At 67.4% G+C, this 16,019-nt stretch carries 15 protein-coding genes; 4 read left to right on the plus strand and 11 right to left on the minus strand.

The window, feature by feature from the left end; genetic code table 11:
• Positions 1–5: 5 nt before the first annotated feature.
• The 7 genes from hpaH to AT700_RS04105 all read right to left on the minus strand — a co-directional run bounded on the left by hpaH (position 6) and on the right by AT700_RS04105 (position 6,588).
• Positions 6–809, minus strand: a complete 804-nt coding sequence (gene hpaH / locus AT700_RS04075; protein ID WP_003101261.1) for a 2-oxo-hept-4-ene-1,7-dioate hydratase — start codon at positions 807–809, stop codon at positions 6–8.
• Between the two features lie 17 nt (positions 810–826).
• Positions 827–2,131 carry an MFS transporter gene (locus tag AT700_RS04080; RefSeq protein ID WP_003101263.1) on the minus strand — a complete coding sequence of 435 codons (1,305 nt, stop codon included), beginning with the start codon at positions 2,129–2,131 and terminating at the stop codon, positions 827–829.
• A 92-nt stretch (positions 2,132–2,223) separates the two neighbouring features.
• Positions 2,224–2,616: a 5-carboxymethyl-2-hydroxymuconate Delta-isomerase gene (locus tag AT700_RS04085; protein ID WP_003101265.1), complete on the minus strand. Its 393-nt coding sequence runs from the start codon at positions 2,614–2,616 to the stop codon at positions 2,224–2,226.
• Positions 2,617–2,626: 10 nt separating this feature from the next.
• Positions 2,627–3,550 (minus strand): 3,4-dihydroxyphenylacetate 2,3-dioxygenase, encoded by a 924-nt coding sequence (gene hpaD, locus AT700_RS04090; protein ID WP_003093449.1) that lies wholly within the window; start codon positions 3,548–3,550, stop codon positions 2,627–2,629.
• Positions 3,551–3,681: 131 nt separating this feature from the next.
• Positions 3,682–5,142, minus strand: coding sequence for a 5-carboxymethyl-2-hydroxymuconate semialdehyde dehydrogenase (gene hpaE, locus AT700_RS04095; protein WP_019396595.1), 1,461 nt, complete (start codon positions 5,140–5,142; stop codon positions 3,682–3,684).
• Positions 5,139–5,918, minus strand: a complete 780-nt coding sequence (locus AT700_RS04100) for a fumarylacetoacetate hydrolase family protein (RefSeq protein ID WP_003101268.1) — start codon at positions 5,916–5,918, stop codon at positions 5,139–5,141. Before AT700_RS04100 ends, hpaE begins: the two co-directional genes overlap by 4 nt.
• Before the next feature lie 10 nt (positions 5,919–5,928).
• A complete protein-coding gene (locus tag AT700_RS04105) occupies positions 5,929–6,588 on the minus strand; it encodes a fumarylacetoacetate hydrolase family protein (protein ID WP_031630454.1) in 660 nt (219 codons plus the stop codon).
• A 219-nt stretch (positions 6,589–6,807) separates the two neighbouring features.
• Between AT700_RS04105 and hpaA the strand changes: the two genes are divergently transcribed.
• Together hpaA and AT700_RS04115 are read left to right on the plus strand one after the other, a co-directional pair.
• The gene (hpaA, locus tag AT700_RS04110) at positions 6,808–7,719 is read left to right on the plus strand and encodes a 4-hydroxyphenylacetate catabolism regulatory protein HpaA (RefSeq protein ID WP_003093443.1); all 912 of its coding nucleotides are present in this window, start codon (positions 6,808–6,810) and stop codon (positions 7,717–7,719) included.
• Positions 7,720–7,770: 51 nt separating this feature from the next.
• On the plus strand, positions 7,771–8,574 hold the full coding sequence (locus AT700_RS04115) for an APH(3')-II family aminoglycoside O-phosphotransferase (RefSeq protein ID WP_003137562.1): 804 nt from the start codon (positions 7,771–7,773) through the stop codon (positions 8,572–8,574).
• A gap of 123 nt (positions 8,575–8,697) precedes the next feature.
• Here AT700_RS04115 and AT700_RS04120 read toward each other — a convergent pair whose 3' ends face one another.
• From AT700_RS04120 to ppnN, 4 genes are all read right to left on the minus strand, one after another.
• Positions 8,698–9,267, minus strand: a complete 570-nt coding sequence (locus AT700_RS04120; RefSeq protein WP_003093439.1) for a hypothetical protein — start codon at positions 9,265–9,267, stop codon at positions 8,698–8,700.
• A gap of 77 nt (positions 9,268–9,344) precedes the next feature.
• Positions 9,345–11,531 carry a bacteriophytochrome BphP gene (gene bphP, locus AT700_RS04125; protein ID WP_003137565.1) on the minus strand — a complete coding sequence of 729 codons (2,187 nt, stop codon included), beginning with the start codon at positions 11,529–11,531 and terminating at the stop codon, positions 9,345–9,347.
• A gap of 27 nt (positions 11,532–11,558) precedes the next feature.
• Positions 11,559–12,146, minus strand: a complete 588-nt coding sequence (locus AT700_RS04130) for a biliverdin-producing heme oxygenase (protein WP_003132314.1) — start codon at positions 12,144–12,146, stop codon at positions 11,559–11,561.
• Between the two features lie 117 nt (positions 12,147–12,263).
• On the minus strand, positions 12,264–13,649 hold the full coding sequence (gene ppnN, locus AT700_RS04135; RefSeq protein WP_003093432.1) for a nucleotide 5'-monophosphate nucleosidase PpnN: 1,386 nt from the start codon (positions 13,647–13,649) through the stop codon (positions 12,264–12,266).
• Positions 13,650–14,068: 419 nt separating this feature from the next.
• Here ppnN and AT700_RS04140 point away from each other — a divergent pair, with 419 nt between their 5' ends.
• On the plus strand, positions 14,069–14,578 hold the full coding sequence (locus AT700_RS04140) for a GNAT family N-acetyltransferase (protein ID WP_048520780.1): 510 nt from the start codon (positions 14,069–14,071) through the stop codon (positions 14,576–14,578).
• 151 nt (positions 14,579–14,729) lie between these two features.
• On the plus strand, positions 14,730–15,920 hold the full coding sequence (locus tag AT700_RS04145) for a sugar transporter (RefSeq protein WP_003159302.1): 1,191 nt from the start codon (positions 14,730–14,732) through the stop codon (positions 15,918–15,920).
• Positions 15,921–16,019: the final 99 nt, after the last annotated feature.

Below are 16,019 nucleotides of genomic sequence, written 5' to 3' on the forward strand. Positions count from 1 at the left end.
CCTCCTCAGACGAAACGGCAGGAGATGCTGCCGAGCAGGTCGTAGTCGACGTGGAAGGTGTCCCCCGGCGCGGCCGCCACCGGGCGGGTGAAGGAGCCGCCGAGGATCACCTGGCCGGCCTCCAGGCAGACGCCGTAGGGCGCCAGCTTGTTGGCCAGCCAGGCGACGCCCTTGGCCGGGTGGTTGAGCACCGCGGCGGAGACGCCAGACTCCTCGATCACGCCATTGCGGTAGAGGATCGCCGGTACCCGCCGCAGGTCGATATCGCCTGGCCGCACGGCCCGGCCGCCCATCACCACGCCGGCGTTGGCGGCGTTGTCGGAGATGGTGTCGAAGACCTTGCGCGTGACTTTCGTTTGCGGGTCGACCTGCTGGATGCGCGCATCGATGATTTCCAGCGCCGGGATCACCCACTCGGTGGCCTCGAGCACGTCGAACAGGGTGCAGCCCGGTCCCTTCAGCGGCTTGCCGAGGATGAACGCCAGCTCCACCTCGACCCGCGGCACGATGAAGCGCTGGAAGGGGATGTCGCTGCCCTCCTCGAAGAACATGTCGTCGAGCAAGGCGCCGTAGTCCGGCTCGCTGATGTTCGACGAGACCTGCATGGCGCGCGAGGTCAGGCCGATCTTGTGGCCCTTGAGCACGCGCCCGTCGGCGATCTTGCGCTCGACCCAGGCGCGCTGGATGGCGTAGGCGTCCTCGATGGCGATGTCCGGGTAGTCGAGGGAGAACTGCCTTACCTGCTGGCGCGAGCGTTCGGCGGCGTCGAGGCGGTTGGCGGCTTCCTGGATCAGACGGGGATCGAGCATGGTCGGGGTCTCTCGGTTCAGCGTGGGTTGACCACGGCGGCGGGGGTCCGCAGGACCAGGCCGGCGCCGAGGGCGATGAGGATGGCCAGCAGGTACAGGGCCAGGCTGGCGCTCTGGGTGGTGTCGCGCATCCAGCCGATCAGGTAGGGCGCGAGGAAGGCGGCGATGCTGCCGAAGGAACTGATCAGGGCGATTCCGGCGGCCAGGGTGGCGCTGGAAAGGAAGGCCGGCGGCAGTTGCCAGAACATCGGCAGGGCGGCGCTGGCGCCCATCCCGGCGATCACCAGGCCGCCCATCACCAGCCAGGCGCTGGTCGGCGCCAGGGCCGCCAGGCTGAGCCCGGCGGCGGCCATCAGCAACGGAATGCCCAGGTGCCAGCGGCGCTCGCGCAGGCGGTCGGAGGAACGGCCGATGAAGATCATGAAGGCGCAGCCGGCGAGATAGGGCACCGCGCTGAGCATGCCGATGCGGCTGTCCTGGGCGATGCCGGCGCCATGGATCAGGCTCGGCATCCAGAACGCGATGGTGTTCACCGCCAGCATCACCGCGAAATAGATCGCCACCAGCAGCCACACCTGCGGATTGCTGAAGATGCCGGAGAAGGAGGTGATGGTCTTGCGCTGCTCCTCGCCGGCCAGTTCCTCGCGCAGCAGGTGCTTCTGTTCGTCGCTGAGCCACGTCACCCGTTCGAAGCTTTCCGGCAGCGAGCACCAGACCACCACGCCGAGCAACACAACCGGCAGGCCTTCGATCAGGAACATCCACTGCCAGCCGCGCAGTCCGAGGGCATCATGGAAGCCTTCTAGGATCCAGCCCGAAAGCGGTCCGCCGATCACCCCGGCCATGGGCACGGCGATGGCGAACAGAGCGGTGATCTGCCCGCGTCGGCGCGCCGGGAACCAACGGTTCAGGTAGACCAGGATACCGGGGAAGAAGCCGGCCTCGGCGACCCCCAGGAGAAAGCGCAGCAGGTAGAAGCCGCGCGCGGTCTCCACCAGCAGCATGGCGGTGGAGAGACAGCCCCAGACCAGCATCAGGCAGGCGATCCAGCGGCGCGGGCCGATCCGTTCCAGCATCAGGTTGCTGGGCAGGCCGAACAGCGCATAGGCGATGAAGAACAGCCCGGCGCCGAGACCGTAGACGGTGTCGCTGAAGTGCAGGTCGGCGCTCATCTGCAACTTGGCGAAACCGATGTTGATGCGGTCCAGATGGGCGAAGACGTAGCACACCAGCAGCAGCGGCATCAGCCGCCAGGTGACGCGGTCGTGGGTGCTGTCGCTGAGAGGCAGGGTGGTGCTGTTCAGGGTGCTGGCTGTGCTCATGATCTTGTACTTTTTGTGAGCGCCCGGACGTCCCGGCGACCTGTCGGTGGCCGGGAGGCGAGCTGGGTGAGTGCAGCGTTATGGCGGGCTGGTCAGTCCGCCGGGTTGTTCAGGAATTCATGCACGTTGTTGCGCTTGTAGTTCAGCTCCGCGTCCAGTTCGGTGAGTTCGAAGGACAGCGCCAGCAGGCGTCGCGCCTGGAGCTCGGCGAAGTGCGCGGTGATCACCTCGAAAAGTGCCTCGGCGACTTGCCGGCGAGTCTCCAGGTCGCGACCGGCGCCGACTTTCAGGGTCATGTGGACGAAGGCGTAGTCGTGCCTGCCGTCGGCCATGCGCCAGGTGTCCAGGCGCACGCCGCGGCTGCGGATGCCGCCGAGCGGGAAAACGCCGCTGGCGCCGAGGCAGGCGTGGACCTTCTCGAACAGGCCGGGCAGGTCGGCTTCGGCTTCGATGTTGTCGGTGTATTCGGCGATGAAGTGCGGCATGGTGGCGTCCTCAGAGGCGGCTGGCGCAACTGGCGCCGGCCGGGTTGCCGGCCTGGGCGGCGGGGATCGCCGAGCCGTCCTGGGCGGTGACCGGGAATACCGCGTTGATCTGCCCGGTGCCGGAGGAGCCGAAGTAGGGCGTCACGACCTCCGCCTTGCCGTCGTAGGCCGACCAGCCGAGGGCGCCGAGGAGCATCGCGGTGTCGTGCATGAAGCCTTCGCCATGGCCCTTGGAGGCGTACTCGGGGAGCATCCCGCAGAACTCGGCCCAGCGGCCCTCCTGCCACATCTGCACGACTTCATGATCGAGAACCTCGAGGAACGGGCTCCAGATGCGGTCGGAGAAGTCCGGCGCCTGGCCGTTCTGGGCGAAGCGGTGGGACAGCGAGCCGCTGGCGAGGAACGCCACCGTGCCGTCGTAGTGCTCTTCCACCGCCTTGCGCATGGCCCAGCCCAGGCGCGCGCTGTCGTTCAGGTAATGCACGGTGCACAGGGCGGAGACCGAGACCACCTTGAAGTGGCGGTCCTGGTTCATGTAGCGCATCGGTACCAGGGTGCCGTACTCCGGGCCGAGGGTGGTGGCGTCGTGGGCCAGGGTCTCCACGCCGAGCGCGTTGCAGCCCTCGGCGAGGATGCGGCCCAGCTCCGGGTTGCCGGGGAAGCCGTACTCCATGTTGGCGATGAAGTGCGGCAACTCGTTGCTGGTGTAGAGCCCCTCGAAGTGCGGCGCGCAGTTGATGTGGTAGCCGGCGTTGACCAGCCAGTGGGTGTCGAACACCACGATGGTGTCGACCCCCAGTTCGCGGCAGCGCCGGCCGATCTCGCGGTGCCCGTCGATCGCCGGCTGGCGGCAGCCGTGGCGCGGGCCGGGCAGCTCGGACAGGTACAGCGAGGGTACGTGGGTGATCTTGGCAGCCAGAGCGACTTTGCCCATGACGATTCTCCTGGTGGCCCGTTGGGCCTGGCAGCGGGCGCGGCCGTTGGCGGCTGGCCCGGATTCTTCTGATTGTGTCTGCACGCCGGCGCTGCTGGCGGCCTCGGGCGGCCGCTCTGCACGAGCGCGCCCTACACGCCCCAGCGGGGGATGTGATGGCTGCCCATGGATATACACACGTTCTTGATCTCGGCGAATACCTCGAAGCTGTATTCCCCGCCTTCGCGTCCGGTGCCCGAGGCCTTCACCCCGCCGAACGGCTGGCGCAGGTCGCGCACGTTCTGGCTGTTGATGAAGACCATCCCGGCCTCGATGCCGCGTGCCAGGCGATGGGCCTTGCCGATGTCCTGGGTCCAGATGTAGGAGGCCAGGCCGTATTCCACGTCGTTGGCCAGGCGCAGCGCCTCGGCTTCGTCCTTGAACGGGATCAGGCAGACCACCGGGCCGAAGATCTCCTCCTGGGCGATGCGCATGCGGTTGTCCACGTCGGCGAACACCGTGGGCTGGATGAACTGCCCCTTGCTCAGGTGCGCCGGCAGGCCGGCCGGACGCTCCAGGCCGCCGGCCACCAGGGTGGCGCCTTCCTCGAGGCCGATGCGGATGTAGCCGGTGACCTTGTCGTAGTGGGCCTGGGTGATCATCGAGCCGACCTGGGTCTTCGGGTCCTGCGGATCGCCGACGATCAGGCGCCTGGCGCGCGCGGAGAACTCGGCGACGAACTGCGGGTAGACGCTTTCCTGGACGAAGATGCGACTGCCGGCGGTGCAGCGCTCGCCGTTCAGCGAGAAGATGGTGAACAGAGCGGCGTCCAGCGCCCGCTCGAGGTCGGCGTCTTCGAAGACCAGCACCGGCGACTTGCCGCCCAGTTCCATCGAGTATTTCTTGATCCCGGCCGCCTCCATGATCCGTCGCCCGGTGGCGGTGCCGCCGGTGAAGGACACCGCGCGCACGTCGCGGTGGCGAACCAGCGCGTCGCCGGCGCTGGCGCCGTAGCCCTGGACCACGTTGAACACCCCCGGCGGAATGCCCGCCTCGTGCACCAGGCGGCCCAGCTCGTTGGCGGTCAGCGGCGACAGCTCGGACATCTTCAGCACCGCCGTGTTGCCCAGCGCCAGGCACGGCGCGGTCTTCCAGGTGGCGGTCATGAACGGTACGTTCCACGGCGAGACCAGGCCGCAGACGCCCACCGGCTGGTACAGGGTGTAGTTGAGCATCTGGTCGTCGACCGGATAGCTGTGCCCGTTCATCCGCGTGCAGACTTCGGCGAAGAACTCGAAGTTGTGCGAGGCGCGCGGGATCAGTACGTTCTTCGTCTGGTGGATCGGCAGGCCGGTGTCGAGGGTCTCAAGTTCCGCCAGGTGCGGCACGTTCCGGTCGATCAGCTCGCCGAGCCGGCGCATCAGGCGCGCGCGCTCCTTGGCCGGGGTATTGGCCCATTTCGGGAAGGCTTCCCGGGCCGCCGCCACCGCCGCGTCGATTTCCGCCGCGCCGCCGCTGGCAACCTCGCCGATCAGCTCGCCGGTGGCCGGGTTGTAGTTCTCGAAGACGTCCTTGCTTTCGACCTCGCGGCCATTGATCCAGTGTTTGATCATTCTGCGTGCTCCTGTGCGCGGGCGCGGAAGAATTCGGCCTCGCTGACGATTCGGTTGACCAGGCGACCGACGCCTTCCACCTCCACCACCACTTCGTCGCCGGGGACCACGTCGGACAGGCCTTCCGGGGTGCCGGTGGCGATCATGTCGCCCGGCTGCAGGGTCATGAAGCTGGAGAAGTATTCGATCAGGTAGGGAATGTCGAAGATCATGTCCGCGGTGCTGCCTTCCTGGCGCAGCTCGCCGTTGACCCAGGTGCGCAGGACCAGCCGGTTCGGCTCGGGAACCTCGGCCGCGTCGACGATCCACGGCCCCACCGGGGTGGTGGCGTCGCGGTTCTTCACCCGCAGGTTGGGCCGGTAGTAGTTCTCCAGGTAGTCGCGGATCGCGTAGTCGTTGCACACCGTGTAGCCGGCCAGGTAGCCGAGGGCGTCCTCGCGGCGGACGTTGCGCGCCGGCTTGCCGATCACCGCCACCAGTTCGCACTCGTAGTGCATGTAGTCGACGTTGTCCGGACGCCAACTGACCTGGCGGTGGCCGGTGTAGGTGCCCGGCGACTTGATGAACGCCAGCGGTTCGCTGGGCGCCTTGAACGACAGTTCGGCGGCATGGTCGGCGTAGTTCAGGCCGAGGGCGAACATGCTCCCGGTGGCCGGCGGCAGCCACTCCACCCGGTCCTCGGCGAGCAGGGTGCCGTCGGCCAGGCGGACGGCGTTGGCGTCTTCCACGGTGACCTGGTGAACCCGGCCCTGGTAGCGGATGCGTGCGTGTTTCATGGTCGGTTCCTCATTCCGCGACGATGCTGTTGGCGAGGCGGCCGAGGCCGTCGATCTCGACCTCGACGCGGTCGCCGGGATGCACGTCGACGCGCCCTTCGGGGGTGCCGGTGATCAGCACGTCGCCGGCGTGCAGGGTCATGAACTCGCTGATCTCGGCGATCAGCCGCGGGATGTCGCGCACCAGGTTGGCGGTGTTGTTGCGCTGGCGCAGTTCGCCGTTGACGTACAGCTTCAGCTCCAGCGCATGGGGATCGACGATCTCTTGCGCCGGCACCAGTTGTGGACCGAGCGGGCAGAAGCCGTCGCGGCACTTGGCTTTCACCGCCGGGCGGTAGTAGCTGTCTTCCGGCAGGCTGAACTCGTTGACGATCACGTAGCCGGCGACATGCGCCATGGCCTCTTCCTCATTCACCCGGCTTGCGTCGCGAGCGATCACCACGCCCAGCGCCGGGCCCGGTTGCAGGCGCTCGACGCCGCGCGGGAAGAGCACCGGGGCGTCGTGCTCGTTGCGGGTATTCGGTGTCTTGATGAACAACACCGGCTTCACTGGCGGCTTCTGGTAGGGCGGCTGCTGGAACTCCGGCAGGCGGCTGTCGAGCAGGCCCTTGTAGTTCAGCGCGACGCCGAACAGGGTGCCGGCGGCGACGTCATTCAGTGCGCGGCTCATTGTGGTGGTGTCTCCTGGCGCGATAAGCGAACGGCGAGGGGGCCGTCCTGGCGAAAACTCGTTAATGTGTTAACGTTATATTTAACATGTTAATGATCGTCAACCCCGGTTGCTGCGCCATTCGTCCCGGGGAGGTGGCAAGAGGCGCCGTCTGCGGTATACGGATGCCCGCGACGGCTTGCGTGCGCAGCCGGGAAGAACAACAAAGAGAAGATCGCCATGCCAGAGCGCCAGCCGATCCCCAACATCAACATTGGGCAGGTCTACGACCAGCGCTATGCCGACGCCGAGGTGCACTACGATGCGCTGGGCAACCTGGCCGGATTCTTCGGCCGTAACATGCCGGCGCACCGGCACGACCGTTTCTTCCAGGTGCACTACGTGAAGAACGGCGCGGTGCGGGTCTATCTCGACGAGCGCCAGTACCTTGAGTCGGGGCCGATGTTCTTCCTCACCCCGCCGACCGTGCCGCACGCCTTCGTCACCGAGGCGGACGCCGATGGCCATGTGCTGACCGTGCGCCAGCAACTGGTGTGGAGCCTCACCGAGGCCGAGCCGGGCCTGGCGCCCGGCCCGCAGGTGGCGCCGGCCTGCGTGGCGCTGGGCAACCTGGAGGGCGGCGCGGCCGAGGAGGCGGCGCGCCTGGCGCTGCTCTTCGAGCAGTTGCGCAGCGAGTCGATGGCCAGCCGTCCCGGCCGCCAGCAGACGCTGCTGGCGCTGACCCGCCTGGTCATGATCAGCCTGCTGCGTCTCTCGGCCAATTCGGTGGCTGCGCGGCCGATGCGCCACGAAGACCTGCAGATCTTCCAGCGCTTCAACGCGCTGATCGAGGAGCGCTATGCCGAGCACTGGCCGCTGTCGCTCTACGCCAGCCGCATCGGCGTCACCGAGGCGCGCCTCAACGACGTCTGCCGGCGCATCGCCGACCTGCCGTCGAAGCGCCTGGTGTACGAACGGCTTATGCAGGAGTCCAAGCGCCTGCTGCTGTTCACCGGCGGCTCGGTGAACGAGATCTGCTACCAGCTCGGCTTCAAGGACCCGGCCTACTTCAGTCGTTTCTTCGTGCGTTACGCGGGGCTCACCCCCAGCGCTTACCGCCAGCGACAGGCCGACGGGGAGTCCCGTCGCTGAGCGGGTGGGCGGGTATACTCGCGCTCCCACTCGAACAGGAAGCGTTTCTCCATGCATGATGCAGCCACCTCCATGCCGCAGGCTCCCTCAACCTGGGCCGACTACCTTGCCGGCTACCGCTGGCGAGGGCAGGGCGAAGGGTGTTCCGCGGCCACGGTCCACCGCCTGGAGGCTGAGCGGCGGCCGACCCTGTTCGTCAAGCAGGAAGTGCTGTCCGCACATGCCGAGCTGCCCGCCGAAATCGCCCGCCTGCGCTGGCTGCACGGTGCCGGCATCGATTGCCCGCAGGTGCTGAACGAAACCCAGAGCGACGGCCGGCAATGGCTGCTGATGAGCGCCGTGCCGGGGGACACGCTGTCCGCGCTGGCGCAGCGCGGCGAGCTGGAGCCCGAGCGCCTGGTGCGCCTGGTGGCCGCCGCCCTGCGCCGGCTGCACGATCTCGATCCGGCCGCCTGCCCCTTCGACCATCGCCTGGAACGGCGCCTGGACACCGTGCGCCAGCGGGTCGAGGCCGGGCTGGTGGACGAGGCGGACTTCGACGACGACCATCGCGGTCGCAGCGCCACGGAGCTGTACCGCCTGCTGCTCGACCGGCGTCCGGCGGTCGAAGACCTGGTGGTCGCCCATGGCGACGCCTGCCTGCCAAATCTGCTGGCGGAGGGGCGGCGCTTCAGCGGCTTCATCGATTGCGGGCGGCTCGGCGTCGCCGACCGCCACCAGGACCTGGCCCTGGCCGCGCGGGACATCGAGGCCGAACTCGGCGCGGCCTGGGCCGAGGCCTTCCTCGTCGAATACGGCGGCGATATCGACGGCGAACGGCTGGCGTACTTCAGGCTATTGGACGAGTTCTTCTAGAGTAGGGCCGGTTCGGGTCCGGACTGGATTCGGCCTGCCGTTGCACGAAAACGAGGTACAACGGCATCGGCCACTATCGCCAACGCCACCGCGCGCCCTCGCTCGTTCCGCGGAGTCGCCGGTTCAGTTCAGCCGGTACTGCGCCAGTTCCTTCGCCGAAAGCACGCGCATCCGTTTGGGATCGGTGCTTTGCATGGCCTGTACCAAGGTGCTGGGGATATCCATTTCGCGGAAGTAGGCGGCGGAGTCGTAGCGCATGCCGTTGGCCGAGCGCGAGTGCAGCGAGTCGCCGTGGGCGTAGTAGGGACGGTGCAGGCCGACGTAGCCGCGTACGGTCTTGCGCTTGCCGGCCGCCAGCAGGTAGACGCAGGTGCCCTGGCAGACGCTGCTCGACGGCACCAGCGCGTCGAAGCCGGATTCGCGCAGCAGGCGGCCCATGCGGATCGCCTCCGGCACGCTGCCGCCGATGCTGTTCAGCAGGAGCAGCTTGCGCGAGTAGGTTCCCGGATTGTTGCGCAAACCCTTGAGCAGCGTTTCGTAGTCGCCCGGCGCGATCTCCTCCGAGACGCGGACCGTCAGCACCCGCCCCATGCTCTTGTGTTGCAGCGAATGCACTTCGACCCTGGCCAGTGCGGGAGTCGCGCAGAACACGGCGAGGCAGGCGAGGACGGTCCGGAGGCGGAGGCGGGGCATGGAACGGGGCGATCCTGTCAGACGGCGATGGCTGCCGAAGATACCTGCAAGCGTTGCATTGTGCACGGTCCTCGTCGTCAGGACGAGGAGCCGGTCTCCGCCTGGCGCACCGGCAGGCGCAGGCAGAAGGTGATGACGTCGTCGCGGCAGTCCACGTCGATACGCCCCTGGTGGGCCTGGGCGATGGCCTGGGAGATGTACAGGCCGATACCGAGGCCGTTGCGGTTGCGCTGGTTGTCCGCCGACTCGCGCTTGAACGGTTCGAACAGGTTGGCCAGCTGCGCTTCGGAGAGGCCGCTGGTTTCGTTGAGCACGCTCAGGCACACCTCGTCGCCCTGGCGGGTCAGGGTTACCAGCACCGGCCGGCCGGGCAGGCCGTGATGACGGGCGTTGCTCAGCAGGTTGGCGGCGACCTGGGCGTAGCGGTCCGGGTCGACCACGGCACGAACCTGCGGGTCGATGGCGATCTCGATCACCAGGCCGGGATAGGCGACGTCGGTTTCGCAGACGATCTGCTGCACCAGTTGCGAGACGTCGGTGTCGACCGGGTTCACGGTGAGGCCGATGCCCGATTGCAGGCGGCTCATGTCGAGGATCTGGCTGACCAGCCGTTCCATGCGGCTGCTGGACGCGGAAATGTGTTGGCGCAGTTCGGTGGTGCGGGTGTCGCTGGAGGACAGCAGGGCCGCCGCCATGGAGATCGACTGCAACGGGTTGCGCAGGTCGTGGCCGAGCACCGCGATCAGGCGCTGGCGCATGCGGTCGACCTCGGCCGCATGGTTGAGGCACAGTTCCATCAGGTCCAGGCGCAGCTTTTCGGCGATCGCCAGGTCGGTTTCGCTCCAGGGCGTGGAGTGGCCGCGGACCACTTCCTCCCAGGCCTCGAACGAGCCGCGCGGGGTCAGCCGCGGGCCGGAGGGGCCGATGGTCAACAGCTTTTCCGGCTTGCCGCCCCAGCGGATGCGGTGCACTTCCTCGTGGCGGAACCAGAAGATCCAGCCCGATTCCTGGCGGTGGAAACGGATCGCCAGCACACCGCAGCAGTCGCCGCCGTCCGGAGAGTCCTCGCTGGGCTGCGGCCAGTTGTCGGTGTGGTAGATGTCCCGTTCCGGGTCGCGCTGCAGGCGTTGCAGGACATTCCCGGCCTGGCGCTCGAAGTCGCCGCGGATGCTCAAGGTGCGGCCGCCGAGCATGACCAGGGCGCCGTCGCAGGGAATCAGTGCGGCGATGCCATCGTCCGGGTGGGCCAGTGCGCCGAACAGGTCGTCGGCGTCCCGCGCGCGGCGAGCCAGGGCCAGCCTGCGCTCGGTGGACACGCGCAGCAGTTCGGCGATACGCCCCTGCTCCAGGCGCTCGACGATGGCGCTGCAGACCTGGGAGAAGATCTGGAACGACATGCGCACCGGGTAGGGAATCAGTTTGGGCGACATGTGATGGCAGGAGAACAGTCCCCAGAGCTTGCCGCCGACCACGATGGAGATGCTCATCGAGGCGCGCACGCCCATGTTGGTCAGGTATTCGCAGTGGATCGGCGAAACGCTGCGCAGCACGCTGTAGCTGAGATCGAACGATTCGTTGGTCTCCGGGTTCAGCGCGGGAAACACGCGCATCGGCGTATAGGCCACGTCGGCGATCAGCCTGATCGGGTTCTGGATGTACAGGCGACGCGCCTGGGCCGGGATGTCCGAGGCCGGGTAGCGTTGTCCCAGGTAGCTTTCGAGGTCTTCGCGACGGCTCTCGGCGACCACCTCGCCGGAGTCGTCATGACGGAAACGGTAGGCCATCACCCGGTCGTAGCCGGTCATCCGGCGCAGTTCGTCGGTGACGTTGCTGAGCAGGCTGGCGGTGTCGTTGTGCAACTGGACCTGGGCGATGATGCGCTGGGCGTTGAGGGTGAAGGAGGTGATCGACAGCGTGTCCGCGGTGCGGATCTCGAACTCCAGGTAGAACACTTCCTTGTAGCTGTGGCCGATCACGTCGAACAGGTGTTCGCCGATCCGCGTCTCGACGCTGTTCGACCATGGGCCGTTGCCGGTCAGTCCCTCTTCGAGCATGCGCAGGACCTCCGGCCCCACCTGCTCCGGCGTCAGGTAGGAACCCGGCGAGGCGACGAAACCCAGTAGCGCCTGGATGTTCTCGCTTGCCGCGAGGACCATGCCGTCCGCGCGCAGGGCGATCAGCGCCCCGTGCGGCTGGATCGCGCCAGGCACGTGGATGGGTTCGTCCTCGCAGTTCGCCAGGGTAACCGGGGTGATGCTCGTCATCTATCGTCCAGCCTGGTCTCCAGGCAGTCAGGCTTCGTCGAGAACCCATCGACGAAACGAAAGGAATGTAGCCTGTGCCGCATCCTGCGCAAGGCCGATGGCTTCGGGGCTGTCGATCTGCCGGGCGAGCTGTTCGAGAAACTCCTGCCAGCGCACCCCGGTTGCCTGGCCGTAGCCCCGCAACCACTGTAGCGGCAGACCGGGCAGGCGTGGAGCTAGTCGTTTGTAGAGATACGCGCCGCCCAGCGTCGCGCCTTCCATCACGTAGGCCACCCCGAAGACCTCCGCGGCCCGTGTCGCATTCGGCAGGTCGGCGCAGCGCGGTAGCGCCTCCACCTGCGCGCGGCTCATGCCGCCGGCCAGCAGGTCGCTTTCCAGCCAGGCGCTCTTGACCAGCCGCGCGTCGGCCCGCAGCGCCGCCGGCCAGCCGCTGCGGTTGTCGCGCAGCGCGCGCTCCAGAGGCTCCAGCCAGCCAAGGATACGTCCGGCATGGTCGAGGTAGGCGCGGTCGTCGAGATCGTCGTCGCCCAACGGCGAACGGCGGTCCAGTTCTGCGTGCAGGTCACGGGTGGCGTCGCGGAGTGCGGCGAGGGCTGGCGATGGAGATGGGGACATGAGGTCAGGGCCAGCGATTCGAGGCATGAACGGAAAAGAGTAGCAGGAAGCCGTACGCCCGGCTCGGAATAAATGGGCATCCCCGCGCGCGGCGCAGGGATGCCGGAGCGGGCGCGCTCAGGCCGCCTCGGTCTGCACCACCCGGTAGCAGGGGACGTAGGCCGCGCCGCCGGGCAGCTTCATCCGGTGCTGCTTGACGAAGGCCTGCAGCAGGCGGTCCAGCGGCAGCATCACCGCCGGGTCGCCGTGGATCTCGTAGGGCCCGTATTGCTCGATCATGCGGATGCCGTTGTCCTTGACGTTGCCGGCGACGATCCCGGAAAACGCGCGGCGCAGGTTGGCCGCCAGTTCGTGGGGCGGCAGGCTCCGGCTGAGCTGGAGGCTGGCCATGTTCTCGTGGGTCGGCTCGAACGGGCGCTGGAAGCTTTCATCGATCTTCAGCATCCAGTTGAAGTGGAAGGCGTCGTTGCGCTCGCGGCGGAACTGCTTCACTTCCTTCAGGCCCTGGGCCATCTGCTTGGCCACCTCGGCCGGGTCGTCGATGACGATCCGGTAGTGGCGCTGCGCCGCATGGCCGAGGGTCGCCCCGACGAATTCATGGAGCTGCTGCAGGTAGGCTTCGGCGCTGCGGGGACCGGTGAGGATGACCGGGAAGGGCAGGTCCTGGTTGTCCGGGTGCATGAGGATGCCCAGCAGGTAGAGGAACTCCTCCGCGGTCCCGGCGCCGCCGGGGAAGATGATGACCCCGTGGCCGACGCGGACGAAGGCTTCCAGGCGCTTCTCGATGTCCGGCAGGATCACCAGTTCGTTGACGATCGGGTTCGGCGCCTCGGCGGCGATGATCCCCGGCTCGGTCAGGCCCAGGTAGCGGCCGCCGACGATGCGCTGCTTGGCGTGGCTGATGGTGGCGCCCTTCATCGGCCCCTTCATCACCCCCGGTCCGCAGCCGGTGCAGACATCCAGGCTGCGCAGGCCGAGTTCGTGGCCGACCCTCTTGGTGTACTTGTATTCCTCGCTGCTGATCGAGTGGCCGCCCCAGCACACGACGATCTTCGGCTCGACGCCGGGGCGCAGCGTACGGGCGTTGCGCAGCAGCTGGAAGACGTAGTCGGTGAGGCCCTGGGAGCTGTCCAGGTCGACGTGCTGGCTGTCCAGCCCGCTCTGGGTGTAGACGATGTCGCGCAGGGCGCTGAACAGCATCTCGCGGGTGCTGGCGATCATCTCGCCATCGACGAAGGCGTCGGCCGGCGCGTTGATCAGCTCCAGGCGCACGCCTCGGTCCTGCTGGTGGATACGCACCTCGAAGTCCTTGTAGGCGTCGAGGATGGTCTTGGCGTTGTCGCTGTGGGCGCCGGTATTGAGGATCGCCAGGGCGCACTGGCGGAACAGTTGGTAGGTCTTGCCGTTGGCGGTTTCGCTCAGTTGTTGCACTTCGCGTTGGGAGAGGGTTTCCAGCGTGCCTTTCGGACTGACCGAGGCGTTGATCACAGGGCGATGAGACATGTGCGATTCCATGCAGGGGACGCGGCGGCGTAGAAGAACCGCCGCATCCGGATAAGGGAGCGCCGGGCAGGTTGCGTGCCGGGGGAGAGGGCGATCAGCCGTCGGAGTGGGGCGACGAGGCAACCGTGCGCTGGGGCTTGGCTCCAGGGTCTTGGTTAAATGTAATAGCGAGAACCTGACTGATCTGACAAGGAAAATCTCGAATTTATCTGTCGCCGGCCTGGCACCGGGGAAATCCTGCCACTAGCCATGGGCGAAAAAATCCGGCATCGGCTGGGATAATCGACTCTTCTCCTGATATCGTTGCGTTTCCGCCGGATGCTCGGCCAGTCGAAGGGAGGAACGAAGCATGTCGTATGAACAGTCCAGCAGCGTACCTAGCGACTTTCTTTCCTCCTTTTTCCAAGAGCCTGTCATCCATGATCGAACTCAGAACCATCACCCGCGACGACTGGGAAACCTGCATTGACCTGAAGGTCGCCCGCCACCAGGCGCACTTCGTCGCTTCCAACCTCTATTCGCTGGCCCAGAGCCGCTTCCTGCCGGGGTTCCGCGCGGTCGGCATCCACCACGGCGGGCGCATGGTCGGCTTCGCCCTCTACGGCCCCGACGCCGACGACGGCCACTACTTGCTCTACCGCCTGATGATCGACCGCCGCTACCAGGGCAAGGGGCATGGCCGCGCCGCCCTGCAACGGATCATCGCCAGCGTGCGCCGGACGAGGCGGCGCAGCGATCGCCTGATGGTCGCCTACGCCGTCGACAACGATGTGGCCCGCCAGCTTTATCGGGATGCCGGCTTCGTCGAACAGGGCCTCGCGCCCTGGGGCGAGACGATGGCCTGCCTGATGCTGCCGGAGCCGTCCCATCGCTCCGGGAAGGTCGCCGGAGCGCCGGGCGGGCGTGCAGCGCACGGCGTCCCGGCGTAGAATCGCGGGATTCGGCAGTTCCCTCCAATACCTATAACGACCATCCAACGCACATCGCCGCCCCGGACCCTTGCGTCCGGGGCGTTTTCCGTCGCGTGGCGAGGGTCGCGGGACCTGCCCGTCCGCCCCCTGCTCCGGAACCGAACGCCCCATGGACAGCACCTCCGAAACCCGCAGCGGCAGCTGGCTGAGCGTGATCGCCCTGGCCCTGGCCGCCTTCATCTTCAACACCACGGAGTTCGTCCCGGTCGGCCTGCTCAGCGACATCGGCCACAGCTTCGAGATGCCTACCTCGCAGGTCGGCCTGATGTTGACCATCTATGCCTGGGTGGTGTCGCTGGCCTCGTTGCCGATGATGCTGCTGACCCGCAATATCGAGCGGCGCAAGCTGCTGGTCGGGGTATTCCTGCTGTTCATCGCCAGCCACGTGCTGTCCGGGCTGGCCTGGAGCTTCCAGGTGCTGATGCTCAGCCGGATCGGCATTGCCTTCGCCCACGCGGTGTTCTGGGCCATCACCGCTTCGCTGGCGGTGCGCGTGGCGCCGCCGGGACAGCAGGCCAAGGCGCTAGGGCTGCTGGCCACCGGCACCACCCTGGCGATGGTCCTGGGCATCCCGCTGGGGCGGGTGGTTGGCGAGGCCCTGGGCTGGCGTACCACCTTCATGGCCATCGCCGGACTCTCGGTGCTGACCCTGCTCTACCTGGCGCGCTCCCTGCCGCTGCTGCCAAGCCAGAACTCCGGTTCCCTGCGCAGCCTGCCGATGCTGTTCCGACGCCCGGCGCTGGTTTGCCTGTACGTGCTGACCGTGGTGGTGATCAGCGCCCAGTTCACCGCCTACAGCTACATCGAGCCCTTCGCCAAGCAGGTGGCGCGGATGAGCGGCGAGGCGACCACCCTGCTGCTGCTGTTGTTCGGCGGCGCCGGGATCTTCGGTTCGATCCTCTTCAGCCGCTACAGCGAGGCTTTCCCGCGAGGCTTCCTGCTGGCCGCGATCCTCGCCTTGGGCAGCAGCCTGGCGCTGCTGCTGCCGCTGTCCGCGCAGCCGACCTGGCTGATGGCGCTCAGCCTGCTCTGGGGCATGTCGATCATGTGCTTCGGCCTGGCCCAGCAGTCCCGCGTCCTGCGCCTCGCCTCGGACGCCACCGACGTGGCCATGGCGCTGTTCTCCGGCCTGTACAACGTCGGCATCGGCGCCGGCGCGCTGCTCGGCAGCGTGGTCAGCGAACGCATGGGCCTGGCCTCGATCGGCAACGTCGGCGCCGTGCTGGCGCTGGCCGGCCTGCTGCTCGCCCTGTTCGCCGCACTGCGCTACGCGGAGGCGCTGAAAAGCACGTCGTTGTGAGCGGTCATACCTGGGGTCGGATGATTCGGCGGAGGAATCCGCCCGCTTGATCTAGTCTTCTGTGACGAAAAGGCGCAGGGAGTGCGGGATTGCCCCGCG

It is taken from the genome of Pseudomonas aeruginosa, from assembly GCF_001457615.1.
Lineage (GTDB): Bacteria > Pseudomonadota > Gammaproteobacteria > Pseudomonadales > Pseudomonadaceae > Pseudomonas > Pseudomonas aeruginosa.